Annotated in this window: 26 protein-coding genes and 1 pseudogene; 15 read left to right on the forward strand and 12 right to left on the reverse strand. The window is 69.0% G+C overall.

The window, feature by feature from the left end; genetic code table 11:
- Positions 1-86: 86 nt before the first annotated feature.
- A complete protein-coding gene (locus AO398_RS00550) occupies positions 87-1,235 on the reverse strand; it encodes an acetate/propionate family kinase (protein ID WP_058190545.1) in 1,149 nt (382 codons plus the stop codon).
- Between the two features lie 139 nt (positions 1,236-1,374).
- On the opposite strand from AO398_RS00550, the gene AO398_RS00555 reads away from it, so the two are divergent.
- The 5 genes from AO398_RS00555 (at position 1,375) to AO398_RS00575 (ending at position 6,770) form a co-directional block, all read left to right on the forward strand.
- Positions 1,375-3,906, forward strand: coding sequence for a phosphoketolase family protein (locus tag AO398_RS00555; RefSeq protein WP_058190071.1), 2,532 nt, complete (start codon positions 1,375-1,377; stop codon positions 3,904-3,906).
- Positions 3,907-4,023: 117 nt separating this feature from the next.
- Complete coding sequence (locus tag AO398_RS00560; RefSeq protein WP_058190546.1) at positions 4,024-4,311, forward strand: cytochrome c; 288 nt, start codon at positions 4,024-4,026, stop codon at positions 4,309-4,311.
- Between the two features lie 264 nt (positions 4,312-4,575).
- A complete protein-coding gene (locus tag AO398_RS00565) occupies positions 4,576-4,908 on the forward strand; it encodes a hypothetical protein (protein WP_058190072.1) in 333 nt (110 codons plus the stop codon).
- Between the two features lie 62 nt (positions 4,909-4,970).
- Positions 4,971-5,207 carry a hypothetical protein gene (locus AO398_RS00570; RefSeq protein WP_058190073.1) on the forward strand — a complete coding sequence of 79 codons (237 nt, stop codon included), beginning with the start codon at positions 4,971-4,973 and terminating at the stop codon, positions 5,205-5,207.
- Positions 5,208-5,402: 195 nt separating this feature from the next.
- The gene (locus tag AO398_RS00575; protein ID WP_082643069.1) at positions 5,403-6,770 is read left to right on the forward strand and encodes a TAXI family TRAP transporter solute-binding subunit; all 1,368 of its coding nucleotides are present in this window, start codon (positions 5,403-5,405) and stop codon (positions 6,768-6,770) included.
- 48 nt (positions 6,771-6,818) lie between these two features.
- On the opposite strand, the gene AO398_RS00580 is transcribed toward AO398_RS00575, so the two are convergent.
- The gene (locus AO398_RS00580; protein WP_244498621.1) at positions 6,819-7,463 is read right to left on the reverse strand and encodes a DUF1003 domain-containing protein; all 645 of its coding nucleotides are present in this window, start codon (positions 7,461-7,463) and stop codon (positions 6,819-6,821) included.
- A complete protein-coding gene (locus AO398_RS00585; RefSeq protein WP_058190074.1) occupies positions 7,463-8,281 on the reverse strand; it encodes a universal stress protein in 819 nt (272 codons plus the stop codon). Before AO398_RS00585 ends, AO398_RS00580 begins: the two co-directional genes overlap by 1 nt.
- A gap of 221 nt (positions 8,282-8,502) precedes the next feature.
- Here AO398_RS00585 and AO398_RS00590 point away from each other — a divergent pair, with 221 nt between their 5' ends.
- Positions 8,503-9,321, forward strand: coding sequence for a universal stress protein (locus AO398_RS00590; protein ID WP_058190075.1), 819 nt, complete (start codon positions 8,503-8,505; stop codon positions 9,319-9,321).
- Positions 9,322-9,490: 169 nt separating this feature from the next.
- Here AO398_RS00590 and AO398_RS28915 read toward each other — a convergent pair whose 3' ends face one another.
- From AO398_RS28915 to AO398_RS00600, 4 genes and pseudogenes are all read right to left on the reverse strand, one after another.
- The gene (locus AO398_RS28915; protein WP_280139107.1) at positions 9,491-9,715 is read right to left on the reverse strand and encodes a BON domain-containing protein; all 225 of its coding nucleotides are present in this window, start codon (positions 9,713-9,715) and stop codon (positions 9,491-9,493) included.
- A pseudogene (locus tag AO398_RS29650) lies at positions 9,716-9,844 on the reverse strand (BON domain-containing protein); the annotation flags it as partial. It abuts the gene before it with no gap.
- Positions 9,845-9,862: 18 nt separating this feature from the next.
- The gene (locus AO398_RS28920) at positions 9,863-10,138 is read right to left on the reverse strand and encodes a BON domain-containing protein (protein WP_201025690.1); all 276 of its coding nucleotides are present in this window, start codon (positions 10,136-10,138) and stop codon (positions 9,863-9,865) included.
- Between the two features lie 119 nt (positions 10,139-10,257).
- Positions 10,258-11,109: a universal stress protein gene (locus AO398_RS00600; RefSeq protein WP_058190076.1), complete on the reverse strand. Its 852-nt coding sequence runs from the start codon at positions 11,107-11,109 to the stop codon at positions 10,258-10,260.
- A gap of 431 nt (positions 11,110-11,540) precedes the next feature.
- Here AO398_RS00600 and AO398_RS00605 point away from each other — a divergent pair, with 431 nt between their 5' ends.
- Entirely contained in the window at positions 11,541-11,735 is a 195-nt protein-coding gene (locus tag AO398_RS00605) for a hypothetical protein (protein ID WP_152997362.1), read from the forward strand.
- Between the two features lie 35 nt (positions 11,736-11,770).
- Here AO398_RS00605 and AO398_RS00610 read toward each other — a convergent pair whose 3' ends face one another.
- Both AO398_RS00610 and AO398_RS00615 read right to left on the reverse strand, forming a co-directional pair.
- Positions 11,771-12,514: a cyclic nucleotide-binding domain-containing protein gene (locus tag AO398_RS00610; protein ID WP_082643070.1), complete on the reverse strand. Its 744-nt coding sequence runs from the start codon at positions 12,512-12,514 to the stop codon at positions 11,771-11,773.
- A gap of 97 nt (positions 12,515-12,611) precedes the next feature.
- On the reverse strand, positions 12,612-13,178 hold the full coding sequence (locus tag AO398_RS00615; protein ID WP_058190078.1) for an OsmC family protein: 567 nt from the start codon (positions 13,176-13,178) through the stop codon (positions 12,612-12,614).
- Positions 13,179-13,336: 158 nt separating this feature from the next.
- Between AO398_RS00615 and AO398_RS00620 the strand changes: the two genes are divergently transcribed.
- Positions 13,337-14,266, forward strand: a complete 930-nt coding sequence (locus tag AO398_RS00620; protein WP_058190079.1) for a LysR family transcriptional regulator — start codon at positions 13,337-13,339, stop codon at positions 14,264-14,266.
- A gap of 55 nt (positions 14,267-14,321) precedes the next feature.
- On the opposite strand, the gene AO398_RS00625 is transcribed toward AO398_RS00620, so the two are convergent.
- The gene (locus AO398_RS00625) at positions 14,322-14,672 is read right to left on the reverse strand and encodes a 4-fold beta flower protein (RefSeq protein ID WP_058190080.1); all 351 of its coding nucleotides are present in this window, start codon (positions 14,670-14,672) and stop codon (positions 14,322-14,324) included.
- A gap of 49 nt (positions 14,673-14,721) precedes the next feature.
- The gene (locus tag AO398_RS00630) at positions 14,722-15,537 is read right to left on the reverse strand and encodes a universal stress protein (protein WP_058190081.1); all 816 of its coding nucleotides are present in this window, start codon (positions 15,535-15,537) and stop codon (positions 14,722-14,724) included.
- A gap of 165 nt (positions 15,538-15,702) precedes the next feature.
- On the opposite strand from AO398_RS00630, the gene AO398_RS00635 reads away from it, so the two are divergent.
- The 7 genes from AO398_RS00635 (at position 15,703) to AO398_RS00665 (ending at position 19,980) form a co-directional block, all read left to right on the forward strand.
- A complete protein-coding gene (locus AO398_RS00635; RefSeq protein WP_058190082.1) occupies positions 15,703-16,572 on the forward strand; it encodes a PRC-barrel domain-containing protein in 870 nt (289 codons plus the stop codon).
- A 62-nt stretch (positions 16,573-16,634) separates the two neighbouring features.
- Positions 16,635-17,204: a hypothetical protein gene (locus AO398_RS00640; RefSeq protein WP_058190083.1), complete on the forward strand. Its 570-nt coding sequence runs from the start codon at positions 16,635-16,637 to the stop codon at positions 17,202-17,204.
- A 46-nt stretch (positions 17,205-17,250) separates the two neighbouring features.
- Positions 17,251-17,496 (forward strand): hypothetical protein, encoded by a 246-nt coding sequence (locus AO398_RS00645; RefSeq protein WP_152997364.1) that lies wholly within the window; start codon positions 17,251-17,253, stop codon positions 17,494-17,496.
- Positions 17,497-17,543: 47 nt separating this feature from the next.
- Entirely contained in the window at positions 17,544-17,732 is a 189-nt protein-coding gene (locus tag AO398_RS00650; protein WP_058190085.1) for a hypothetical protein, read from the forward strand.
- Entirely contained in the window at positions 17,729-19,309 is a 1,581-nt protein-coding gene (locus AO398_RS00655) for a PAS domain S-box protein (RefSeq protein ID WP_348272341.1), read from the forward strand. The genes AO398_RS00650 and AO398_RS00655 overlap by 4 nt, the downstream gene beginning before the upstream one ends.
- Positions 19,310-19,425: 116 nt before the next feature.
- Positions 19,426-19,647, forward strand: coding sequence for a hypothetical protein (locus AO398_RS00660; protein WP_058190086.1), 222 nt, complete (start codon positions 19,426-19,428; stop codon positions 19,645-19,647).
- Positions 19,648-19,812: 165 nt separating this feature from the next.
- The gene (locus AO398_RS00665; protein ID WP_244498622.1) at positions 19,813-19,980 is read left to right on the forward strand and encodes a hypothetical protein; all 168 of its coding nucleotides are present in this window, start codon (positions 19,813-19,815) and stop codon (positions 19,978-19,980) included.
- A 387-nt stretch (positions 19,981-20,367) separates the two neighbouring features.
- Here AO398_RS00665 and AO398_RS00670 read toward each other — a convergent pair whose 3' ends face one another.
- Positions 20,368-22,395: a hypothetical protein gene (locus AO398_RS00670; protein ID WP_058190088.1), complete on the reverse strand. Its 2,028-nt coding sequence runs from the start codon at positions 22,393-22,395 to the stop codon at positions 20,368-20,370.
- Between the last annotated feature and the right edge of the window lie 417 nt (positions 22,396-22,812).

Raw genomic sequence — 22,812 nt, forward strand, 5'->3', positions numbered from 1 at the left:
GCTAACCGCGGTTCGGCGTCGAAACGGTCCCATGTCGCGATCCCTCAGCCGGCTCGCCGCCGCAACGCCGGGCGCCGCCGCTTCCGTCAGGTGCCGATGAGACACCGCGCCTCGTCGGCGATCTCCCGCTCCTCGTCGGCCGGGATGACGAGTATGGGGACGCCAGAACCATCCCGCTCGATGCGCTGACAATTTCTGACGTTGCGTCCCGGATCGAGGTCCAGTCCGAGGAACGCCAGCCTCCTGCAGACTTCCGCACGGACGGCCACCGCGTTCTCGCCGATGCCACCGGTGAACACGAAGGCGTCCAGGCCGCCCAGGGCGACGGCGAGGGACCCGGTCTCGCGTGCGATCCGGTAGGCGAACAGGTCGAGCGCCTCGCGGGCCTCAGGTGCGTCACTCGCCTCCAGGACACGGACGTCGTCGCTGATGCCCGAGACCCCGAGCAGGCCGGATCGCCGGTTGAGGAGGTCGGCGACCTCGGACGCGGCCATGCCGCGTGCCTGGATCAGGTGGAGCACGAGTCCGGGGTCGACGGTGCCGGAACGGGTTCCCATCATCAGCCCCCCGAGGGTCGTCAGACCCATCGTGGTGGCGACGCTGCGTCCGTCCGCCATGGCACAGAGGCTGGCGCCGTGACCGAGATGGGCGACGACGATCCGTCCTTTCGTCGTGTCCCCGATCAACGTCGGCAGCATGCCTGCGACGTGGGCGTAGGATAGCCCGTGGAAGCCGAAGCGCAGGAGCCCATCCTCGATGAGCGCACGCGGGATCGGCTCGATCTGGGCGAGACGGTCCTGGGTCCGGTGGAAGGCGGTGTCGAAGCAGGCGACCTGAGGCAGGCCGGGCCAAGCCTTCGCGACGGCGGCGATGCAGGCGAGCCCCTGCCGTTGGTGCCCCGGGGCGAACGGGACCAGTGCCTCCAGTTCGGCAATCAGGCGTCCGTCGACCCGGGCGGGACCGGCGTGGCGGGCGCCGCCATGGACGATCCGATGGCCGGCCGCCCGAAGGTCGAGGTTCGGCATGCCTTGCAGGCGCGTCAGGAGCCAGTCCACGACGGCGCCCAGGTCACCGTCCGGCGGTACGTCGCCATCGAGGTCGAGTTCACCCTTCACCGTCAGTTCTGCGACACCGCCGATCCCGGCGACGTGCACGCGCCAGACGGCGACGTCCTCGCCGTCCCGGAACAGGGCGCAGCGCAGGCTGGACGAGCCGGCATTGAGGACGAGGATCATGCGCATCTCCGGGCGAGCCCCCGAGTGGCATGCATCGTGAGGGCACGGCGTGATCCAGATCAAAGAACCGCGCCCCGGGGGATGCGACGACCGACCTTGAGAGGGCGCCGCTTCGCCCTGCGATGCCCGGGAGTCCGAGATGCCTGTTGCGACCGATCCGAAGCCAGCCGTCGTCCAGGATCTTGGCGGGAAGCCGAAGTCCCTCGACTTCGTGCCCGGTCCCCTGGGACCGACCGGCCTCGACGCCATCGACGCCTACTGGCGGGCGGCGAACTACCTCTCGGTCGGCCAGATCTACCTGCTCGACAACCCGCTGCTGCGCGAGCCTCTCTCCCTCGGACAGGTGAAGCCGCGCCTGCTCGGCCACTGGGGCACGACGCCCGGCCTGAACTTCATCTACGCTCACCTCAACCGCGCCATCGTCCTGCGCGACCTCGACATGATGGCCGTGTGGGGACCCGGACACGGCGCGCCCGGGCTCGTGGCGAACGCCTACCTCGAAGGGACCTACGGCGAGGTCTACCCTGACGTCGGCCCCGACACGGAAGGGATGCGCCGCCTGTTCCGGCAGTTCTCGTTCCCCGGGGGCATCCCGAGTCACGCCTCGCCCGAGCTTCCTGGGTCTATCCACGAGGGCGGCGAGCTCGGCTACTCGCTCATCCATGCCTACGGGGCGGCACTCGACAACCCTGGCCTGATCGTCGCCTGCGTGGTCGGGGACGGCGAGGCCGAGACCGGACCGCTCGCCGCCTCCTGGCATGCCTCGAAGTTCCTGGACCCCGTCAGCGACGGCACCGTCCTGCCGATCCTCCACCTCAACGGCTACAAGATCGCCAACCCGACGCTCCTCGCGCGCATGCCGGCGGCGGAGTTGCGCAGCCTGCTCGTCGGCTACGGCTACGAGCCCCTGTTCGTCGAGGGCGACGAGCCCGGTCCAATGCACCAGGCCATGGCGACGGCCCTCGATTACGCTCTCGACCGGATCGCCGAGATCCGCGAGGCCGCCCCCCATCGCGACGTCGGACGACCGGCCTGGCCGATGATCGTGCTGCGAAGCCCGAAGGGCTGGACCGGGCCGAAGACGGTCGACGGCAAACCCGTCGAGGGGACGTGGCGGTCGCACCAGGTCCCGGTCGCGGCCCTGCGCGAGAACCCGGAGCACCTCGCGATCCTGGAGACCTGGATGCGCTCCTACCGGCCCGAGGAGCTTTTCGATGATGCCGGCCGCCTCGTTCCCGCCCTGGCCGCCCTGCACCCGCGCGGCGACCGACGGTTGAGCGCCAACCCCCATGCCAACGGCGGACGCGATCCGCGGCCGCTACGCCTGCCCGTTCTTGCCGACTACGCCATCACGATGCAGTCCCATGGGACGGCCATCGCCGAGGGCACCCGCGTACTCGGCCGCTACCTCCGCGACGTGCTCGCCCTCAACGCCGAGGCCCGTAACTTCCGTCTGATGGGGCCGGACGAGACCCTCTCCAACCGGCTGGATGCCGTCTTCGACGTCACCGACCGCGTCTGGCGCGACGCCATCCTGCCCACCGACGAACACCAGGCCCGTCAGGGGCGGGTGATGGAGGTGCTGTCCGAGCACCTCTGCGAGGGTTGGCTCGAAGGCTACCTCCTCACCGGCCGGCACGGCGTCTTCGCCTGCTACGAGGCCTTCATCCACATCGTTGATTCGATGGTGAACCAGCACGCCAAGTGGCTGAAGGCCTCCCGGGCGCTGGCCTGGCGCAAGCCCGTCCCCTCGCTCAACATCCTGCTGACCTCGCATGTCTGGCGCCAGGACCAGAACGGGTTCAGCCACCAGGATCCCGGCTTCATCGACTTCATCGCGAACAAGAAGGGCGACACGGCGCGGGTGTACCTGCCGCCGGACGCCAACTGCCTGCTCTGGGTGATGGACCACTGCCTCCGCACCCACGACCGCATCAACGTGGTCGTGGCCGGCAAACAGCCCGCCCTGCAGTGGCTCGGCGTGGACGAGGCGGCCCGGCATTGTGCGGCGGGCATCGGGGTCTGGGAATGGGCCTCGAACGACAGAGATGGCGAGCCCGACGTGGTCATGGCCTGCGCCGGGGATGTCCCCACGATGGAGACCCTGGCCGCCGTCGCGTGGCTGCGCGACCGCATCCCGGCCATCCGGATTAGTGTCGTAAACGTCGTCGACCTCATGACGCTGCCGTCACCCGACATGCATCCGCACGGGCTCGACGACACCACCTTCGACAGCCTGTTCACCCGGGACCGGCCCGTCGTGTTCGCTTATCACGGCTATCCGTGGCTGATCCATCGCCTGACCTACCGGCGCACCAACCACGCGGGCATCCACGTCCACGGTTTCGTCGAGGAGGGGACGACCACGACCCCGTTCGACATGGCCGTGCTGAACGGCCTCGACCGCTACCACCTCGCTCTGGCGGCCCTGAAATGGGCGTCCGGGCTCGGGCCGGCCGTCCAGCATGCGGAGGAGGAACTCCGCGACCTGCTGGCGGTGCACCGCGAGCACGTCTGCGCCACCGGGGAGGACCTGCCCCAGGTGCGCGACTGGGCCTGGTCGGATGCGTCCCCCTCGGCGGGCACGCGAACCGCGGGCGCAGGGTTCGACCTGCGGATGGTGCGGGAGGTCGTGGAATACGAGACCGGGCCGGACGGCCAGCAAACCTAGGCGTCGCAGCCCCGTGCCGCGCCTGCCCCGTCACCCGCCCGTGGGAGGCGCCCCGAAAAATCGTGCCCAAGGCCATTACCTATGTCACAGCGTCCAACGACCTCGGTCCTTCTCCTGATGGCCCTTCTGCAGACCGCAGCGGTGGCCTCAGACGGACAGGTCCAGCGCGGCCAGACCTTCGTCGGGGCGAACTGCGCCACGTGCCATGCCGTCGGACGGGTCGGTGCGAGTCCGCTCGGAGAGGCGCCCGCGTTTCGGGACCTCCATACGAAGTATCCGGTCGAGGACCTCGGCGAGGCCCTGGCGGAGGGCATCACCACGGGGCATCCGACCATGCCGGAATTCCAACTCGAACCCGACCAGATCATGGACGTGCTGGCCTACCTGAAGTCCCTGGAGCGCTGATCTTATCGGGAGGTCGAAACCTTCCCGTCGAGAGCCGGAGGCGGGACTTTGATGTTGAACGCCCAGGCCGTTAGGGGGCCCGACGCCTGTCTCGAAATCCCCATGGAACGGCATCGTCGACGCCGGTCGCGGCGGTTGCGCAAATTCGGATAGCCGGTCCGCGAAATCACTCCGGCCGATGACGGTGCCCGCCAGGGAGGGTAGCGGCAGCCGGGCCCTACATCCCCGTTACGACGGCATCACGCCAGCGGACGGAGACGAGACATGAGACACATCCCGATCCTATCGCTCATCCTGGCGGGCACGATGGTGGCCGCGACGCCGGCGCTCGCGATCACGGTGACCAACCAGGACAAGGCGGAGCACACGTTCACGGTGGACCAAGGCGAGGAGCAGGCCGACCGTAAGCTGGCGGCGGGCGCCTCGACCGAAGTCGAATGCAAGGGCGGATGCGAGCTTCGCGTCCGGGGTTCCGGCTACGGTCGCTCGGTGGAGACGGGCGACAAGCTCGTCATCGACGGCGAGGGCATGATCCGTTTCGCCGGCGAGGACATCGTCACCGGGTCCATCAAATCCCCGGACGCGACGAAGCAGTAGCCCTCCCTGGCCGGGTCGGGGCACCAACGCCTCGGCCCGCCGGCAATACCGGAGAACCCACCATGCCGAGCCATGCCTGCGTCGATCCGCAGGACCAGTACGCCCAGGCCGAGGTGCTGGTCGCGTTCGAGACGACGGACCGTGGGGTCCGGCTGGTCTCGGCGCACGACGCCTCGGATGACGACATCCTCCCTGGACTTGAGGACTTTCAGCGCCAAGCGCTCGAAAGCGAGATCCTCGACGACTATCGGCATACTTTCGAACCTAGGCGGGCTGGAACATCTGATCCCTGCTCCTGACCGAAGCACCCAAGGCAGTGATTGCGGTGTGAGGGACTCATCAGGATCGGCCGCGGACCGGTACCGCGCTCGTCCCGCCACCTCGCAAAGCCGAGCGGATCGACCCACCTCGAAGAGGAAGGCCGAAGGCCAGCTCGGGGGCAGTTCCGTTGCGGTAAGTCGAGGTCGCCGGCCTGGCGTGTTTTCCTGCTCTGCATGCCGGCGTTGATCGCGGTGGCCGCCGTCGGGGCGTACCTTTACCTCACGCACCCGACGACGCTCGTGGTCGCGGTCGCGCCCAAGGGCGGCAGCGAGCCCGCCTTGCTGCGTGCCTACGCGGACGCCCTGGCCGGGAGCAAGGCGGCCATCCGGTTGAGGCTGGTCCCCTACGGTGGCGTGCGCGAGAGCGCGGAGGCACTCAGGGACGGCAAGGCCGACCTGGCGGTCGTCCGCCCGGACGTCCTGATGCCCCGGAACGCGCTGACCTTGGCGATCCTGCGCGAGCAGGCGACGCTGGTCGTCGCGCCCCTGCAATCCGGCATCGACGGGTTTCCCGCCTTGGCAGGGAAACGGCTCGGCATCCTGGCACCCCGCAAGGCCGACCACGAGCTCGTGCGAAACCTCGTGGAGCGACATGGCCTGAGCCTTGTGGACGGCGTACCGGGCGGACCCGTTCCCGCCGGGACGGTAGCGTTGGTCCCGGTCGAGGAAGCCGATCTCGGACGCGCCCTGTCGGACGGGCGCATCGGCGCCGTGATCCTGCTGACGACGCCGACATCCCCCGCCGCGCGCCGGCTGGTGGGAATCGGCCGCGACGCCGACGCGGGCGCCGCGGTCACGCTGTTCGGCGCGTCCCACGTCGCCTCGACCCTGGCACGCATGCCGCGCCTCCAGGCCGTCACCGTGCCCGCCGGGCTCTTCGACGGCGCTCCGCTCCTGCCGGCCGAGGACATCCCGACCGTGGGGGCGTCCTACCGCTTGATGGCCCGCGCGACGCTGTCCCGAAGCGTCGCCGCCGAGGTCACCCAGCACCTGTTCGAGATGCGTGCCGCGTTGGCCGAGGCGACCCCCGCGGCCGACGACGTCACCCATCCGGCCTACGACACGACCGTCGGGGCGACCAGCGCGCGGCTGCCCATCCACCCGGGGGCCATCGACTATTACGAGCGCGAGCAGGAGAGCTTCATCGAGCGCTACGAGAGCTGGATCTACCTCGTCGCCATCTTCGGCGGCGGCCTCGGCTCGGTCGCGGCCTGGTTCCGCCAACGGATCGGGCGCATCCGGCGCGAACGCATCGAGGTGGCGACCCTGCGCCTGCTGGAGATCCGCTCGAACGCCCGTGGCGAAACGGACCGGTCCAAGCTGGAGGCGATGGCGGGTGAGATCGACGACCTCGCCGCCAGCGTGGCCCGTCATGCGATGAGAAGGGCCGCCGAGCCCCACACCATGGCGGCCGCGGCACTCGCCGTCGATGCGGCGCGATCCACCGTCGCGCGACGGCTGGTACGACACGGGGAGACGGGTATCGCCACGGCCGCAGACCAGTCGGAGCCGGTCCAACCAAGGAATGGCGAGGGCGGCTGACTTGGGAGGCAAGCGAGGCGAGACATTCGTCGCCGCCGCGTGCACACGTCAGTCCGTGACGGGCGTTACCGGGGCAATGCCGACCGCCTTGGCGATGGCTTCGATCTGCGTCGATTGCGTAGCAAGGACGCCTTCGAGACGCTCCATCCGGATGCGGTCGAGCTTGTCGTGCAGGGCCATGATCTCGACCTCCGCCTTCAGGTTGATCTCGTAGTCGAGGCCGGCGGCCACCCGATCCCGGGCGGCCTGGCGGTTCTGCGACATGAGGATCACCGGGGCCTGGAGGGCGGCGACCATCGACAGGATCAGGTTCAGGAAGATGTAGGGATAGGGGTCGAAGCCGGCCGCGTGACCGAGGACGACGGTGTTCACCGCGACCCAGGCGACGAGCATGCCCGTGAAGACGAGGATGAAGCCCCAGGAGCCGCCGAGTTGGGCGACGCGGTCCGCGAGAAGCTCGCCGAACGTCTGGCGCTCGACGAGGACGCTGTTCACGTCCCGGGCCACGTGACGCCGTTTCGCGATGTGGAGGATGACCCGCCGCTCGCGCTCGGACAGCCCGTCCAGTCCCGCTTCCATCAACTGCCGGGCTAGCTTGGTGACCGCAACGTCAGAGGGCGGTCTTCCGGCATCGTCCACCTTGGCGCGGTCGATAATTGGGGAGGCGCGGCCCGGCATGACGTGCTCGCCCATCAGTGGCTCAGGAGGCTGCAGGTCGGGGATTGTCGCAGGACATCCCGTGTGACGCCGCCAAGGACCATCTCGCGCACGCGGCCATGGCCGTAGGCGCCCATGACGATCAGGTCTGACGCATGCTCCGACGCCAGGTACAGCAGGGTATCCGCGTCGCCCGTCCCCTCCGACCGATGTTCGGACGATGTCGCATGGATGCCGTGCGTCGAGAGGTAGGCGGCCACGTCCGCTACGCCGTAAGTCTGGTCGGCGCCCATGACCGAGACGATATCGACGCGCTTCGCCAATCGCAGGATCGGCAGGGCGTCCGAGACCGCGCGACGCGCTTCCCTCGTGTCCTTCCATGCCACCATGACGCGGCGGGCTTCGAGGTGGTCGATGCCGGGCGGCACCACCAGGATTGGACGTCCCGCAGCGAGGACGACGGATGCGGGATCGAGCGGGTGGATGCACCCGGTCGCCTCGCTCCCGTTCCCCTGACCGACCACGATCAAGTCGGCCGCCCGCGCCTGGCTCGTCAGGTAGGCGAGCCCGGGCTCGGGGGCGGAGCGCCACGAGACCCGGCTGCGGCTGCCCACCGCCTCGCGGAACAGGTCATGCGCCCGGTCGAGCCCGTCGAGGACGGCCTGCCGGGACAGGCCCGGAAGCAGGGAGGAGGCGCCCATCGGGCCGACCGGCGCGGCGACGTGATCGGGCGATTGCGCGGCGACGCCTATCGTCCGCCCGTCGAAGGCGTCAGCAAGATGGGCGGCGATCCTGGTCCGACCGCGCGCGCCGCCGGCGAGATCGACGGATACCATGATGCTCGCATAAGTCATGGAAGGCGCGGCTCGCTCGGTTTCGGGGAAAGCCGACAGTGCCGGTTCGCCGCGATATCGGCTTTGTCCTAGCGCAAAGCCGACCGGAGGTTTCGCCATCCCCCCTCGTTCCGTAACGGGTGCGCCTGGACCCTTGACCGTGGCCGGTCCGGTTTGCGCTGGGTCAACGATAGGAAGCCGCCAACAGGGCATGATCCGCCGTTCGTCGTCGGAGGCCCTCAATGTCGTATGCCAGCATCATTGTCGCCGTGGACCCCGGGAAACAGGCAGCCCCGCGGATCGCGCTGGCCGCGCACCTGGCGCGACGGCTCGATGCACGCCTCCTCGGGGCTGCCGCCTGGGGCCCGGACTACCCGCGGGGATACGGCGAGACCTCCGTGCCGGCCGGATACGGGGTCGAGGAGATCCGACAGAAGGCCCTTGCTGAACTCGTGAGGGCGGAAGAGGTCTTCCGGGACGCGGCCGAACCGGGCGGGCGGATCGAGTGGCGTTCCGAACTCCGGGAGCCGGTCGCGTTCCTGGTGGAGCAATCACGGGCGGCCGATCTCGTCGTCGTCGGGCGCCAGGGCGAGAACGACCGTCCGCATCTCGTGGCTGCCGTCGGCCCCGGCGACGCCCTGATGGCGACCGGCCGCCCGGTGCTCGTGGTGCCCCCCGGCGTGGAGGAGATGTCGGGAGCCCGCGTGGTCGTGGCCTGGAAGAACACCTCCCAGGGCCGTCGGGCGATCTCGGATGCGATGCCGCTTCTGAAGCTCGCCGAGGAGGTCCAGGTCGTCCAGGTCGCGGATGATGGCGACCGGACCGAATTGGACGACGTGGTGGCGTATCTCGGCCTGAACGGCGTGAAGGCCGCGGGAGTCCGCAAGGTCGAGACCATCGCCGGGACGGCCGATGCCATCGTCAAGGCCGCCGAGGTGTTCGAGGCGGACCTGATCGTCAGCGGGGCCTTCGGTTACAGCCGATTGCGGGAGTGGTTCTTCGGCGGCGTCACGCGCAACCTCCTCGACCGCAGCCCGGTCTGCTGCCTGATGTCCCACTGATACGGCGTCGGGCCTGGTCGCCTTGCCGCTGGGGCGGGCGGCGGAAGGGAAGGCCGGAATCGGCCCACTCCGTGATCATGGATCCGGTCCTGCGTCATCGGAGGCGAATTCACGTGGGAGCTTGCATCGCGCGGTCGGGTCCGTCCGATGCGTCGGGTTCCAGGCGCGCTCAGACGACGCGGATGTCGTTGTCGACCGTCGTGGCGCCCGGGGCGCTCCAGGCCGTCCATCCGGCCATCTGGCGGTCGTACCAGGTGTGGACCGTGCCGTTCAGGTGGACGCCCCAGCCGCTGGCGCTGACCGCAATGGTCTTCGGGTCGTACCATCTGCGATGCAGGGCATCGGTGATGTCGGCGCAGATGTCGGACGCGTTCGGATGCCGCTTGATCGTCACGGCGTTCGAGATGCCGACGACCCTGGGCATCCCGCGGATGTCATGCTCGGCGGGCGCCTTCTGGTACTGCCATCCGACCTCGCCGGCGAGCGTGACCCAGCCCTTCTCGACCGTCACCATCAATGCCTTGTCCGGGACGGAAACGTTTCAATCGAGGCGCTCCACCACGGTCGCGGCGCTCTCATCGTCGGTCCGCCTGGCATGGTCTGGAAGCCGGACCTCGATTTGGTCGACCACGGTGCGGACGCCCTTCACCCGGCCGGCGGCCCTCTCGGCGGCGTGCTTCTCCATGTAGTTCCGGACGTGGCCGCTCAGTGTCACGATCCCGCCCTTGGTGGTCACCCCGATATGGCCGGCGGTGACGCTCGGCCCGCAGCCGAGTTCGGCGAGGACGTTCGTCTGCAAGGTCTCGTCGACGGTCATGTTGTTATCCGGCGTTGGGGACTGAGGGAGGGACGCGCGCGCCCGGGTGACAGTACCTACGGCGCCGCACACCGCACGGGTTAAGCGGCCTCTGGGTGGGACGATGGGTTCGTCGGCGCTCAGTGCGCCAGGAACAGCGGGAACGGGCACAAGGTCATCATTGCCTGGGTGAGCCCGCCGAAGATCCATTGCCGGATAGGCCCGTGACGGTATGCGCCCATGACGATCATGTCGGCCCGGTAGAGGCCGGCTTCCGACCTTAGCGTCTCGGCGACATCGCCATCGCGCCGCAGCGGAAGATCGTTCACCGTTACGGCGATGCCGTGTCGGGCGAGGTGCACCGCGAGGCCGGCCCCTGCGACCGACGTCGGCAGGTCCTTGTCCCCGATGACGGAGACGATCTCGACGGCCTCGGCAGCCCGTAGGAACGGTAGCGCGTCGTTCACGGCCCGGGTTGCGTTTTTGCCGCCGTCCCAGGCGATGACGATGCGGTGGCCCGCGAAGGCGTTGTAGCCTGCGGGGACGACGATGACCGGGCGGCCGCTTCCGAACAGCGCCGCCTCGATCAGTTCGCGGTCGAGGTCGATGGTGCGCTCCTCGGCGTCGAGGATAGCCAGGTCATGCAGCCGGGCCTTGGCAGCGAAGCTGGCAAGGATGACCGGATGCGTCAGTTGCGGGCTGTCCACGGTGCAGCCGATGCCGGCGCGGGCGGCGTCGCCCCGGACCTTCTCGGCGACCGCCTCGCCCAGGCCGGCGGTGCGTCCGTTCTCCTCGGAGGCCAGGCCCCTTACGAACCCACCGGCCAGCGCGCTGTTCATGACGATGCGCCGCGAGGCCGCCTGGACGGTAAGGTGTGCCCCGGCGGCGACGGACAGCGACAGGCCGTAGCCGATGGCGTCGCTCGTCTCGCCCTGCTGACCTTCCTCGGTCAGGCCGACGATGACGTTCTTGATGTTCTGGAGTGCCGTCATGGGAGGGTCCCTCGTTGCCGTTGGACGAACCCTAGTCCCGGCCAGGGCCCGGTCCTTGATCCAGCGCAAAGCCGGACCCGGGGGCCGGGGGCATGGTGCCCCTCGAACCTGGCCCCCCCGCAGCGGGGCCTGTCGATGCCTCGCCTGCGAAGGGACAAAGCCCCGATGACACGTTTGATGACGACGCTCGCGGCGCTCGGAACGCTCCTCGCCGCGACGAGCGCACAGGCCGCCTCGAATGATGGCCGCCTCGCCCGGTCCAACGGGCCGAACATGCCACGGTCTCGGGACGTCGTGCCGAGCGAGATCAGGCCTCAGGAGCCGGCCGCGCCGGAAAGCATGAAGGGGCGTGCCTCGACCGCCGGACGTTCACGTTGGCAGGACATCAGGCGCCCGCCGGCCCGTCCCCCGTCGTTGTGAGGGCGGCGGTCATGACGTTCTCGACGCAACTCCTGTACGGCGGTGCGGTGCTTGAGCGGTACGCCGGCGAGCCCGCCTACTTCCTCGACTCCTCCGACCTGCGACCGGCGAGGCAGGAGGCGCGGGCCTGGTTCGGCGCGGCGATGGCCTCCGCTCGGGCGGCCGGGGGGGGCCGTCCCCTCGGCGGTCGCGATCATGGACCGTGACCGGGAGGTGTACCGGTACCCGGCAGCCCCAACTGTCAGTGGGCCGACATCCGGTCGAGGCGTGGCTGATCGATGAGGCGCACGCCGCCCGGCACGATCAGGATGCAGCCGTCCCGGTCCAGCCTGGACAGAGTCCGGCTCACGGTCTCGATGGTCAGGCCGAGGTGGTCCGCGATGTCGAGGCGGCCCATGGGCAGTTCGAGGGTGACCGAAGATCGGCCGATCCGGACGTAACGGGCCTGCAGCCCCGTCAGGAAGGCGGCGATCTTCTCGTCCGCGGTGCGGCGGCCGAGCAACATCATCATGTCCTTGGCCCGGGACAGTTCCTGTCCGGTGATCTCGTGCAGGTGCATCATCAGGCCCGGGTGTCCGCCCAGCAGGTTCCGGAAGGCCAGCCTGTCGAAACGGCACGCGGTCAGCGGTGACAACGCGTCGGCCGACACCGCATGGCGGTCGAGCATCGACAGCCCGACGAAGTCGCCCGGGAAGGCGAAACCGGTGACCTGCCGGCGACCGTCCGGAAGGATGCGGTACATCCGAAGCGCGCCGGAGGTGATGTTGAAGACGGAGCAGGCGGGTTCGTCCTGGCTGAACAGGGTCTCCCTCTGGTCGAGCGAGACCCGCCGGCTCAACGGCTCCAGCGTGTCGCGTTCCGCCAACGTCAGGGCCGTCGAGAGGCTTAGCAGACGCACCTTGCCGAGGCCCTTTTCGAGGTACGACGTCAGGACGGGGACAGGGAGCCCGGTCACCGGGCCGGTCTGGAGCGAATGGATCGACATGGGCCTGTCCTTTCGGCCGGGAAGTGTCTCGATGCGGGTCTCGTCGAACGGTCCTGAGAGGTGGTCGCGCCGGCGTTCAGAGGATGCCGGGTGGTTCTCAGGCCGCGGCTGCGGCAACCTTCGCCAGGGCAACGTCGAGGTGGACCGGGTTGTGGAGGGTGTTCGCCACCGGCGACCACAGCACCGTGTGCTTGATCAGCGCCGCCAGGGCCTTGCGCGAGGCGTCCGCGTCCATCGCCACGGAGACGCGGATGCTCTCGAATCCGATGGTCTTTGGATGGAGGTCGCCGCTGCCCCAGACCGAGGTCATGTTGATGTCGGCCTCGACGTGAAGCTCCAGCGACCGGATCGGGATGCCCTGCGCCAGGGCGTTGGCGTGGATGCCGATCGAGAGGCAGGACCCCAGGGCGGCGAGCAGGGCCTCGGAGGCGTTCGGCGCCGTGCTTTCGCCCAGCAGGCCCTCGGGCTCGTCCTCCATCACCGGTTGCGGCGGCAGGTTCCGGATGTAGTTCATCTGGCTGAGGCGCCCCTGCGCCACCGTGCGGCACCGCAGCGTCCGGACGGCGGTCGGGTCGGCCTTGCCGTCCGAGATCACCGCCTCGAGTCGGTGCCTGTCGTTTGTCGTCGGCGAACCGCCATCGGATTTCGTCGGTGGCCGGGCCATGGAGTTTTCCCTCGTACGGACTACGAGCGCGAAACATCTCAAAAGGCTGAAATATTTCCGCCGTGATTATTTCGTGATGACGAGTATAAGCTCTTTTAAATGAAAATCGGCCACCAAAGCCGACGACGGGAAATGCATTAATGGATGGCAGGTGACGGATGCTCGATTGGGACGACCTGAGGTTTTTCCTGGCCCTCGCCCGTCACGGCACGCTCTCGTCTGCGGCCAAGGTGCTCCATGTCTCGCAGTCGACCGTGGGACGCCGTCTGAACTCGCTTGAGGCGACCCTGGCGGTCCGCCTGCTCAACCGGACGCCGGATGGCTACGTGCCGACGCTGGCCGGCGAGGAGGTCCGCAGGAAGGCCGAGAGCCTGGAGGCGGAAGCCCTCGCCCTGGAACGCGACGTCACCGGGCGGGACACACGCCTGCGCGGGCTGGTGCGGGTGACCTGCGCCGAGACAATCGCCGCCCACCTGCTGGCCCCGACCTTCGCAAGCCTGCATGCCCAGCATCCCGACATCATGATCGAGCTCATCCCGAACCCGCGGGAACTCAGCCTCGCGATGCGGGAAGCCGACATTTCCGTGCGGATGAGGCAGCCCGAGCAGCACGATCTCGTGGTGCGGCGCATCGGCGGCATCGCCTTCGGTCTCTACGCGACCGCGGGCTACATCCGGGAGCGCGGCGAACTGAACTTCGAGGACGGCTGCCCCGACCACCACCTCATCACGCAGATGGAGGATAGCCAGGAGATGACGCAATCGGCCTGGCTGACCGAGATGGCCCCGATGTCCCGCGTCGTCCTGCAGACAAGCAGCCACGAGGCCGCCGTGCTCGCGGCCGCCAGCGGCGGCGGGCTGGCATGCCTGGCCCGGTTCCGCGGCGATGAGGAAGCGCGGCTCACCAGGATCGAGGTTCCGACCGAGCCTCCCAGCGCCGACATCCTCTTGCTGGTCCATAAGGACAATCGCGACACGCCGAGGATACGGACGGTGTTGACCCACATCACCGAGAGCATCCAGGCGCTCGGCCATGCGCTTCAGCCTTCCGGCACGAACGAGGAGGACGTTCGCGGCGTGGGCGCGTGATGCATGGGCGATGCGTGTGCGTCCATGGTGAGGGACAGTACGGACGGCACCGGGGTCAGACGAGTTCGGCGAAGGACCGGTCGGACCATGCTCGCGACGGGGCCGGGCGGGGCGAGACGGGCTCCGGGGTTCCCTTGGCCGGCTTGGTGCCTCTCGGGCCCGCCGTGGTCTTGGTTTGGCGCCTCGGCTTCTCCGGACCGCCGACGGCGTCGAACTCGAACAGGAGGCGACCGCCCGCCTCGTCCGAGATCCAGCCGTCCCTGGTCCAGCCGATGAGCCGGCCGGAATAGGCGTAGACCGCGTCGCCGTCGATGTAGGCCGCGGGCGTCCCGTCCCAGAGGTAGACGGAGTGCCCGTCGCGGCAGAAGGCGGCTTCCCGGCCCTCGCGGTCGAACAGTTCTATCATGTGGGGCTCCGTCGGAATGGGATGGCGGCTCTCACCGGTCGGGGGACGGTCAATTGCTCATCAGGCAGCAGACCGGGGTGTTCTGCAGGACGTCCCGGGTGACGCCGCCGAACATCCATTCGCGCATTCTCGAATGCCCGTAGGCTCCCATGACGAGCAGGTCCGCATCTTCGCGGGCGACGAAACCGAGGATCGCCTCGCCCGCGCCCGCATCGTCGCTCCCCAGCCTGTGCGGCGTGACGGCCATGCCATGCCGGGAAAGGTAGGCGGCCACGTCGTTCAGGCCCTCGCCATCCCCCGCTGGACCGACGCCGACGAGGAGGACTTGGTCCGACCGTTCGAGGAACGGCAGGCTGTGCAGGACTGCGCGGCGGGCCTCCAAGGTGTCCTTCCAGGCGACGACGACACGTCGAACGCGCAACGACTCGATGCCGGGCGGGGCGACGAGGACCGGGCGTCCGGCCTCAACGATGAAAGGCCCGGGCAGCACGGTGAGGAAACCGGGCTCGGGATCGGGCGTGCCCGCACGGCCGACTACCACGACGTCCGCCGCCCTCGCTTGCCTGGCGAGGTAGGTGGAGGGTTCGGCCAGGTCCGAACGCCAGCCGGTCCGGGCGACGCCCTCGACGTTGCGGTCGAACACGAGCCGAGCCTGCTCCAGGTCCTGCCCCGCCCGGGCCACCTCGACGTCCGTGACTTGGAGGGACGCGTAGACGCTGGTCGAGTAGGCCGGAGACGAGATCTGGCGGGCGGCCACGCCGACCAGTTCGGCCTCGAACCGCCCGGCGAGGGAGGCCGCGAGCTGGATGCGGTCCGCCGCGGCGGGTCCGAGGTCCACGGAGACCATGATGCTGGCCACGTTCATGTCGGCACTCCGTCCTTGAGCCTTGGGATCGATGGCCGGAAGGAAGCACGGACGATGGTGGGTCGGCCTTGATCCAGAACAAAGTATCGAGGCGGCGGAGCGGTCAGACAGGAGGGGTGGACGGGGCGCACAGCCTTTGGGTGCCCGCCATCCCGGAAACCGATCATGCAACGGCCTGCCAGATCCATCGCCCTCGGGGCGGTCCTTTCGCTCTCCCTGATGGCCCCGCTCCGGGCCGCAGAGGAGCCGCAGGCCGGCCCCATGGCGGAGACGGAGGCCAAGCCGGCCCAGGCCTGCCTCGACCACCTCAAGGCGTTCGATGCCCGGATGGAGAAGGACGGCTACTGGCTCGGCGGGTCGGGCTACGGCTACGGCTATCCCCTCGGCGGCTACTGGTTCGGCGGCATGGCCGGGAACAACGGCATGGCGATGGGCGCCGCGTCCGCGATGATGGGGTACGCGAACGCCCGCCCCGGATACGAGGTCCGCGTGCTCCTCTCCGCCGCCGACATCCTGGCGCGTCACGGCAGGCAGCAGCCGTGCGAGGACGTGCTGGTCCAGATCCAGGCCAGCTACGACCAGTACAAGACCGGCATGCAGGGCCGTGACCTCCGGGTCGCGAACGCCCTGGGCTTCCGCAAGCAGGAGCTTTCGCTGGCGCAGCCGGTCGTGGGCCGGGCCGCCGCCTTCCGGTCGGACGACCTGCTCGGGAGCGAGGTGCGCACACCGGGCAACGTGGCACTCGGCAGCGTCGACGATATCGTCATGGGGGCCGAGGGCGGCGGGATCGCCTACCTCGTCGTCGCGCGCGGCGGCGTCTTCGGCCTCGGGGAGCGCCACGTCGCGGTCCCGTGGGACCGGTTCAAGGTCTCGCCCAACCTGAACATCCTCGTCCTCGACACGAGCAAGGACGCCATGGACCAGGCCCCCCGCATCGTCGAGGGCCGGTTCGTGAAGGCGGAGCCGTTCGCCCTGCAGACGGCGAAAGCGGACGCCTATTGGGGCGCCGCCTCCAAGACCCCGCAGGTCGATTGAGCTCGACCCCCTCGGCAGGCTCGCCCTGCCTCCCATCACCCAGCACACGATCGGATCCCACCATGCGTACGATGACGGCCCTGACGGCGACGTTCCTCGCCCTGACGACGATGACCACGGCCATGGCGCAAGCGCCGATGGCACCCTCCACGGATGCCGCGGCGACGATGCGGGAGGCCGGGCGCGAGGCGAACGAGGCCGCCGATGCGGCCCGCGAGGCGGCCCGGCTCGCGATGCAGGCCTCGAAGGCGGCGGTGAAGGGCGCCCCGAAGCAATCCGCCGACATGATCGGGAAGCTCGTCACGGACGCTGCGGAAGCCGCCAACCGGGCCGAGGCCAAGATCGCCGACGCCAACCGGGCCGCGGGCATGGCGGCCAACGCGTCGATGCTTAAGGCCGCCGATTCCGCGCGCAAGTCGGTCGCGGCGACGCAAGCTGCGGTGGAGAAATCGCAGGATGCCGCCGAGGCATCGCTCCGTTCGAACATGGCGGCCGTGCGCCGGGCCGCATCGGGTGCCCGCGCCGCCATCGCCAGGGCCGCCACGGCCACCGCAAACGCTGCCCGTGCCGCCCGCGAGGCCGCCAGGACCACCTGGGACCGCGACATGGCCCAGAACCAAGTCCGCGGCTGACGACGGCCGGACGCGGCTTCCGAACACCCCCTCAGGGAGAACGACCATGGCTATGAGCGAGATGGCACGGGCGTGCGAGGAGGCCGCGCACCAGCACGACCGGGCCGCCGCCCATTACCGGCATTCGGCCAAGCACCTTTCGAAGGGCGAGCATGCCGCCGCCGCGAAGGAGCGGGACCTCGCGCTCGACCACTCCGAGAAGGCCCGGATCGACGAGGTCGGCCTGCGCCCCGATGGGGTGGCCGACGACGGTCGGACCAAATCCGAGGCGGCCTGGCATTTCATGGGCTGACGGTTCCGCACCCCAGCCTTCCCGCGACCAGCGACAAGGAATTCCCCATGGCGAACCCGATGTTCCCGGAGCGACCCGATCCGACGTTTCCCGATCCGTCGCCGGCGCATCCGCCCAGTCCCGACCAGAGCCCGCTTCCAGAGCCGCGTGGCGTGCCGGACTACGGCCCCGAGGAGATGCCGCCGTCGAACGAGCCACTCGGCATCCCAGGTGGCGCTCCGCCGGAGATCGGATGACCGCCGACACCGAGGCTCCCCTGGCGCGGGGGCCGCCATCGACGTGCGAGTACGAGGCATCCTGCGCCCACGCCATCGAGACGTCGCTCGGCATCCAGGGCCTCGGCATGCATCGCGAGCACGACCGGATCGTCACGGAACTCGCCCGCACGGTCGATGGGGCGGACCCCTTCGCCGCTGCGGTGCGCGCCTCTCAGATGGCGATGGTGATCACCGACCCGCGCCAGCACGACAATCCCATCGTCTTCGCCAACGACGCGTTCTGCGCCCTCACCGGCTACGCCCGGGACGAGGTCCTCGGGCGGAACTGCCGGTTCCTACAGGAGCCGGAGACGGATCGCGTCGAGATCGGCCGCCTCCGCGAAGCGATTGCCGAGGGCGTCCCGGTCGAGGTCCGGTTGCTGAACCGGCGCAAGGACGGCGGGCTGTTCTGGAACAGGCTATTCGTCTCCCCGGTGTTCCAGGGCGACGACCTCGCCTTCTTCGTGGCCTCCCAGTTCGACGCCACGTCGGAGACGGCGCGGCTCGAACACTTGGAGACCGACCGCGAGGCATTGGAGCGGGAGGTCGAAAGGCGGACCCGCGACTTGTCGACGAGCGAGGAGCGCCTTCGCTTCGTGCTGGAGGCCGGACGACTTGGTTCGTGGAGCCTGGACCTTCACGACATGCGGTTCGCCGCATCCGAGACCTTCAAGGTCGTCCTCGGGCTCGACCCGGACGATTCTTTGGGCCGCACGGCCTACGAGGCCCTGATCCACGCGGACGACCGTGCGCGGCGGGACGAGGCGGTCGCCGCCTGCATCGCGGGGCACGGCGACTACGACATCGAGTATCGCATCGTGACGCCTGCAGGCGAGGTCCGGTGGCTCAAGTTCCGCGGAAGGCCGTTCTACGGCGACGACGGGGTGCCGTTCCGCCTCGCAGGCATCGCCCTCGACGTGACCGACCGCAAGCATGCGGAAGCACATCGGGCACTGTTGGCCAACGAGCTCAACCACCGCGTCAAGAACACCTTGGCGACCGTCCAGGCCATCGTCGTCCAGACCCTTCGGGCGAACCTCTCCCCTACCGAAACCCGGGACGTCATCCAGGGCCGCATCCACTCCCTGGCGGTGGCGAGCGACGTGCTGACCCGCGAGAAATGGGACGGTGCGACGCTGGCCGAGGTCGCAACGACCGCCCTGGCGCAGTTCCGGGCCGACGGCGACCGGCGTATCAAGGTCGGGGGGCCGGAGGTCATGCTGACGCCACGGCAGGCCCTGGCCTTCTCGATGGCCTTCCACGAGCTCGCAACCAATGCGGTGAAGTACGGCGCGCTGACCAACGGGGTCGGCCGCATCCTGCTCGATTGGGATGTCCTTGCCGGCTCTCCCTTCCGGGCCTTGCGCCTGACCTGGCAGGAGTTCGACGGGCCTCCGGTGAACCCGCCGACGCGGCGGGGCTTCGGCTCGCGCATGATCGAGCGGGCCCTGGCGGACGAGCTCGAAGGCCGTGCCGAGATCGACTACCGGCCCGATGGCATCATCTTCACCGCCCCGGCCCGTCTCCCGGAGGCCCCCGCAGGGTTAAGGGACTGACGCGACCCGGCTTGGGGGACGATGGCCGCTGCGGTCCTTGATCCAGCGCAAGGCGCGACCGCTCCGAAACGTGCATCCCGACCGGAGAATTTCCACCGCCCCCAAAAGGACACGACGTGATCATCGGCGAGACCATCGACGCCCTGACGGCGCAGCACAGACGGCTGCAGGAGATCCTGAGAGGGTTCGACGACGGCATCTGGTGGAACTCGGACGCCCTGGCGCAGCTCGACGTTGGCCGGATGAGCGCGCAGGTCGACCGTATTGGCGTGGCCCTCGACGAGATCGAGCGTCTCGCCACCGAGATCGGAAGACCGCGAACAGACCTGCCGTTCTGACCGGTCGGGTCCATCGGTTTTGATCCAGGTCAAGGCGCCCTTGGACGGGCTGGCGTCATATTCCCGCCGCCCCCCGAATACCGTGGGCATCAGGTAACTGACCAAATGCCGGATATCCGCGTATCGAAAGCCCTATGGCCTACAGGCTTGCTTCCCGAGGGTATCTTGGAGCGCTGGCTCGTCGAGGACGGGGCCGTGGTTCGCGAGGGCGAGGCATTGGCGGCGGCGCGGATCGGCAATGCCCTTCACGACATTGTCTCGTCCGCCTCGGGCCATCTGGCATGGATGGCGCCCGCGGGCGGGTTGATCGATCCGGGATGCATCATCGCGTAGGTCGACGCTGGATGACATGACCGCGGACGCCCTCGGTCTCCCGAGCGCGAACTTAAAACCGGAGCTTCTCGGACGCCCACGTCCAGTCCGTCTCGTCGGTCCCTATCGGCTGGGCTTGGGTAGTCTTTGTCGAGCATCGTGCGCCGGCGCGGGGCGGGAACCGGGGACTTCGGGCGTCCGACATTAGACGCTGTAGAGGCCCAAAACGTTGAAGCCGCTGCAGCATTGCTTGCGCCTAGCCATGTCGGGAGGCTGCCACAGGGCGCGTGTCCCGGTCGGCGCCACGCGGTGCCCTGACGTGACGACGCCCGCCCCGGCGGACCGGGATGGGCGTGTGGATGTGCTGCATCCGGCCCTGCTACAGGCGTATAGATCCTACCGCCTCCCCTAGGCAGCTACAAGACGGTGCCGAAGGCCGCCGCCGCCAGACGCTTCGCGGTAGAGTTCTACCTCGCGCTGGAGATACAGAGGCGGCAGCGGAACGGGCCTGGCAACCGCCCTGCGAGCCTCAGGGACGTCACGGCGCCCCCGACGCCTCGAACCACGGCGAGACAGCTGATGGGCCGCCTGAGCCGCCCTGGCGAGCTCCTCGCAGGCAGCGTCGACAAGCGCGCGATCCCCATCGGCGGGACGCCCCGACTGCAGGTCGCAGAACTCCTCGAACGGTTGCTCGATGCGGCCCTGGTCGACGACCGTCCACCACCACGTGGCCGTCGCCGTCTCGATGGTGGCGTGGAATGGTGTCGCCGAGATCACCCTGACTGTTCTGGCCTGGACCGCCGTGGGCTGTTCGGCAGGCTGCAGGGCGGCGGTGGGGGCAATGGCAGGGGGAGACCCTTCTGGGACTATAGAAGGCCGTGACACGAATGACGGGATTTCGACTGCCTCCACCTGGATGGCCTCCGGCGGCGCGTCCACCGTTTCGAGGGTGGCGATTCCGTCCGGGTGGGCGTCTGCCTCGGCGATCGCCCGCTCGACGCGGGACACGTTGCAATCGAGTTGTCGTGCGCACTCGGCGACCGTCAGCCCCGCGATGCGCATCCACCACGCCTGCCGGCCCATAAAGAGTCGGGCTTCGGCCTTCTCGTCGCGCGTCTTGCGGTCCGGGGAACGCAGGGCGCGGCTGCGGCGCTGGCGCTCTGCCGGCGTCAGCGCGGGCAGGCCTGCGGGGCGGAGAATCCGCAGGCCGATCTCCCGAGCCTCCTCGTCCGTGACGATGAGCTTCTCGGCGATCGTTGCTGGGTGGTAGTCATAGAAGGCGGGGCGAATGTCGCCCTCCCAATCGACGGTCTCGCCGGAGAGGTGCGCGAGCATCCCTCGCTCGACGCCTGACAACGTGCCCGCGAGTTCCCTGACGGGCTGCCCGACGAGCGGGCCAAGGTACTCGGCCCAGGACTGCGCGTCGCCACCCTCAGTCTGTGACAGCGCCACCGCCATCGCGAGGTACCACCAATCCCGTTTCTTATGCTCCTTGAACCAGGCGAACCCACGGTGCTCCAGAACCGCCATCAGGTCTTTGCGGATCAGCACCCACTTCGATCCGTACGCGCGGCGCGGACGCGACGCGCGAGGAGCCTGGATGGCGTTCGGGTTGGCCTCGCGCGCTGCCTTGCGTTCCTGGCGCAGTGCCCGGAGTTGGGCGCGCGTCAGGGGCAGTGCCGCATCGCATAGGCCGTTGAAGTCGACGGCGTGGATGTCGCCGATCGAGGCCGGCCACGCACAGCGCGCCATACGGCCGTTCTTCGAATTGATGCTGCCCCAAAGGCGCAGGACGCGGGCCGGATCGGAGGCGGCACGGTCGAGGCCGAGGTTCTTGAGGGTTCGCCACAGAGGCAGCATCCTCTCGGTCCAAGCCACTTCGTAGGCGTCCGGCTCGCGGCGCCCGCGGCGTGCGAACGGGTTGCCAGCGTCGTCGAGCTGGGGCCCGCGCAGCGCCTTCATCAATGCGCGCCACCGCTTCATGGCCAGCGCATTGAGGCCGCGCACGGTCCAGACGACGTGGCAGCCTGACCCCGAGTCCGTGATGTACGACGGGACCGGCAGGCCGGCGGCCGCGATGACGTAAAGGACGATCACGATGACCTCGTCCAACTCGTTCTCGGCGAATGGCAGCGGCTGGCCATGGCGGTCCACACCGCGGAAATCGAGGTCCCACCACGCACTGCAGACGGCCTCGACGCAGCCGGTATGGCGGCGGAAGCTGAAGCGATGCTGGGAGAGATACTGCGGGTCGGCGGCGGCGAGGTGCTCTCGCAGGGCGCGGCTGGAGTTCGCGACCATGCCCTCGATCCAACCCGCTGCGGTCTCGGATGCGAACGCGATGCGCCCTCGCGCGCCGAAACAGTGCGCGACGCCGATGTGCCAGAGCATCAGCGCGAGTCGGTCGGATGGGGACGGAAGGGGGGTGTCGGGCACGTGTAGCAGGATCCGCGGTGATGTCTCCAGAACAGCACTCCCGTCGACCTGAGCAGCAGACCATATTCGCAGGTTACCTACAAACGGTAGGGCTTGCGACGAACTGCTGAGGCCTCCCCACCCTCGGAAGCCACCAACCCGACCCCGGGACGTCCCGCCCCGAACGGAGGCGCCGCATGCCGATCGGCACGTCATGCCGGCGAATCGGTGGACGTGCGCGGGAGGCTCTCCATATCCTCCGAGCGTCACCTCGATCAGGACACGCACCGCCGCGCAGGCTCGGCCCTTTTGACGAGGGATGGCGAAGCGCGATGCGGACGACGGCTTGGACTGGCGCGGATGGTGCGCCGGCCCTGCTCAATAAGCAGTTAGGGTATAGACTTCTCCCGAGCGCGAGGCTGACGTCCATTTATCTCC

The organism is Methylobacterium sp. GXS13, assembly GCF_001455965.1.
Lineage (GTDB): Bacteria > Pseudomonadota > Alphaproteobacteria > Rhizobiales > Beijerinckiaceae > Methylobacterium.

Coding starts and splice junctions, on each gene's coding strand:
- AO398_RS00550 (WP_058190545.1), bottom strand. CDS start 1,235: ATGATCCTCGTCCTCAATGCCGGCTCGTCCAGCCTGCGCTGCGCCCTG.
- AO398_RS00555 (WP_058190071.1), top strand. CDS start 1,375: ATGCCTGTTGCGACCGATCCGAAGCCAGCCGTCGTCCAGGATCTTGGC.
- AO398_RS00560 (WP_058190546.1), top strand. CDS start 4,024: ATGGCCCTTCTGCAGACCGCAGCGGTGGCCTCAGACGGACAGGTCCAG.
- AO398_RS00565 (WP_058190072.1), top strand. CDS start 4,576: ATGAGACACATCCCGATCCTATCGCTCATCCTGGCGGGCACGATGGTG.
- AO398_RS00570 (WP_058190073.1), top strand. CDS start 4,971: ATGCCGAGCCATGCCTGCGTCGATCCGCAGGACCAGTACGCCCAGGCC.
- AO398_RS00575 (WP_082643069.1), top strand. CDS start 5,403: ATGCCGGCGTTGATCGCGGTGGCCGCCGTCGGGGCGTACCTTTACCTC.
- AO398_RS00580 (WP_244498621.1), bottom strand. CDS start 7,463: ATGGGCGAGCACGTCATGCCGGGCCGCGCCTCCCCAATTATCGACCGC.
- AO398_RS00585 (WP_058190074.1), bottom strand. CDS start 8,281: ATGACTTATGCGAGCATCATGGTATCCGTCGATCTCGCCGGCGGCGCG.
- AO398_RS00590 (WP_058190075.1), top strand. CDS start 8,503: ATGTCGTATGCCAGCATCATTGTCGCCGTGGACCCCGGGAAACAGGCA.
- AO398_RS28920 (WP_201025690.1), bottom strand. CDS start 10,138: ATGACCGTCGACGAGACCTTGCAGACGAACGTCCTCGCCGAACTCGGC.
- AO398_RS00600 (WP_058190076.1), bottom strand. CDS start 11,109: ATGACGGCACTCCAGAACATCAAGAACGTCATCGTCGGCCTGACCGAG.
- AO398_RS00605 (WP_152997362.1), top strand. CDS start 11,541: ATGACGTTCTCGACGCAACTCCTGTACGGCGGTGCGGTGCTTGAGCGG.
- AO398_RS00610 (WP_082643070.1), bottom strand. CDS start 12,514: ATGTCGATCCATTCGCTCCAGACCGGCCCGGTGACCGGGCTCCCTGTC.
- AO398_RS00615 (WP_058190078.1), bottom strand. CDS start 13,178: ATGGCCCGGCCACCGACGAAATCCGATGGCGGTTCGCCGACGACAAAC.
- AO398_RS00620 (WP_058190079.1), top strand. CDS start 13,337: ATGCTCGATTGGGACGACCTGAGGTTTTTCCTGGCCCTCGCCCGTCAC.
- AO398_RS00625 (WP_058190080.1), bottom strand. CDS start 14,672: ATGATAGAACTGTTCGACCGCGAGGGCCGGGAAGCCGCCTTCTGCCGC.
- AO398_RS00630 (WP_058190081.1), bottom strand. CDS start 15,537: ATGAACGTGGCCAGCATCATGGTCTCCGTGGACCTCGGACCCGCCGCG.
- AO398_RS00635 (WP_058190082.1), top strand. CDS start 15,703: ATGCAACGGCCTGCCAGATCCATCGCCCTCGGGGCGGTCCTTTCGCTC.
- AO398_RS00640 (WP_058190083.1), top strand. CDS start 16,635: ATGCGTACGATGACGGCCCTGACGGCGACGTTCCTCGCCCTGACGACG.
- AO398_RS00645 (WP_152997364.1), top strand. CDS start 17,251: ATGGCTATGAGCGAGATGGCACGGGCGTGCGAGGAGGCCGCGCACCAG.
- AO398_RS00650 (WP_058190085.1), top strand. CDS start 17,544: ATGGCGAACCCGATGTTCCCGGAGCGACCCGATCCGACGTTTCCCGAT.
- AO398_RS00655 (WP_348272341.1), top strand. CDS start 17,729: ATGACCGCCGACACCGAGGCTCCCCTGGCGCGGGGGCCGCCATCGACG.